The organism is Streptomyces sp. NPDC001222 (assembly GCF_042896945.1).
In the GTDB taxonomy this organism is placed as follows: domain Bacteria; phylum Actinomycetota; class Actinomycetes; order Streptomycetales; family Streptomycetaceae; genus Streptomyces; species Streptomyces gibsoniae.
The window spans coordinates 1-1734 of sequence record NZ_JBIAXT010000090.1 but is presented as its reverse complement, the minus strand read 5'-3'; the positions used below and the strand labels follow the sequence as shown (position 1 = coordinate 1734).

Sequence of the window (1734 nt, the reverse complement as noted above, 5' to 3'; positions counted from 1 at the left end):
TGTCGTCGACGGGTGAAATGAGGGCCACGGACGGCGGATCAAAAGCGGGCCACTGCGTGATCTCTTAATCATCCTGACTTCACTGGTACGGGAGTCAGGAGGGAAGAGGTGATCGGCGTGGAGGACTGGGCTGAGATCCGGCGGCTGCACCGGGCCGAGGGCCTGTCGGCGCGGGCGGTGGCTCGGCGGTTGGGGATTTCCAGGGGCACCGTGCTGCGGGCCCTGGCTTCGGACCGGCCGCCGGTCTACCAGCGCCCGCTGAAGGGCTCGGCGGTTGATGCGGTCGAGCCCGCCATCCGCGAGCTGTTGAAGCAGAGTCCGACGATGCCGGCCACGGTGATCGCCGAGCGGATCGGCTGGGACCGCGGCCTGACCATCCTCAAGGAGCGGGTGCGCGAGCTGCGGCCCGCCTACCTGCCGGTCGACCCGGTCTCGCGCACGGTCTACTCACCCGGCGAGCTCGCCCAGTGCGACCTGTGGTTCCCGCCGACGGACATCCCGCTGGGCTACGGGCAGACGGGACGGCCTCCGGTCCTGGTCATGGTGTCGGGCTACTCGAGGATGATCACGGCCCGGATGCTGCCGTCGCGGACCACCGCTGACCTCATCGACGGGCACTGGCGGCTGCTGACCGGCTGGCAGGCCGTCCCGAAGATGCTGGTCTGGGACAACGAACCCGGGGTGGGCCAGGGCAAGCTGACGTCCGAGTTCGCGGCGTTCGCGGGCCTGCTCGCGATCCGGATCCATCTGTGCCGGCCCCGCGACCCGGAAGCCAAAGGCTTGGTAGAACGGGCGAACGGCTACCTGGAGACCAGCTTCCTGCCCGGCCGCACCTTCGCCGGGCCGGGCGACTTCAACACCCAGCTGGCCGGATGGCTGCAGGTCGCCAACCGCAGGCACCACCGCACGATCGGCTGCCGGCCCCTTGAACGCTGGGAGGCCGACAGGTCGGCGATGCTCGGCCTGCCGCCGGTCGCCCCACCGAACTGGTGGCCCCTGCACACCCGCCTGGGCCGCGACCACTACATCCGCGTCGACACCTGCGACTACTCCGTCCACCCGCGCGCGATCGGCCGGCAGATCACCGTCCGCGCGGACACGGAGGAGATCGTCGCCACCACCCGCGCGGGCGAGACCGTCGCCCACCACAGCCGCTGCTGGGCCCGCCACCAGACCATCACCGACCCCGAGCACGCCGCCGCGGCCGAGATCCTGCGCGGCCAGGCGATCCGTCAGCGGGCCTCACACGCCCGGGCCCGAGGCCTGGCCGGCCTTGCCCCGGACGACCTGGGCGTCGAGGTCGAACAGCGCCAGCTCGGCTCCTACGACCGCCTCTTCACCCTCATCGAGGGCGGTGCCGGAAAGGAGGACACCTGATGCCCACCACCACGACCCCCACCAAGAGTCCGGCGACCCGCACCACCCGTCAGACCACAGCTGACCTGGCCTTCCTCGCCCGCGCGATGAAGGCGCCCGCCCTGCTGGATGCCGCCGAGCGGCTCGCCGAACGCGCCCAGGCCGAGTCCTGGAGCCACCTCGAATACCTCGTCGCCTGCCTGCAGCGCGAGGTCTCGGCCCGCGACAGCCACGGCGGCGAGCAACGCATCCGGCAGGCCCGCTTCCCCGCGATCAAGACCATCGAGGAACTCGACCTCGCGCACCTGCGGGGCATGACACGCCAACAGCTCGCCCACCTCGGCACCCTCGACTTCATCGCCGCGAAGGAGAACGCGG

General features: G+C 71.2%; 2 protein-coding genes. Both read left to right on the top strand.

Features of this window, described 5'->3' with window-relative positions; all coding sequences use genetic code 11:
• The first annotated feature begins 108 nt into the window (after positions 1–108).
• The gene (gene istA, locus ACFY2Z_RS41650) at positions 109–1377 is read left to right on the top strand and encodes an IS21 family transposase (RefSeq protein ID WP_390749196.1); all 1269 of its coding nucleotides are present in this window, start codon (positions 109–111) and stop codon (positions 1375–1377) included.
• Positions 1377–1734: ATP-binding protein (locus ACFY2Z_RS41645; RefSeq protein ID WP_390749195.1), on the top strand; the 358-nt coding region annotated here is incomplete at its 3' end. The genes istA and ACFY2Z_RS41645, both read left to right, overlap by 1 nt.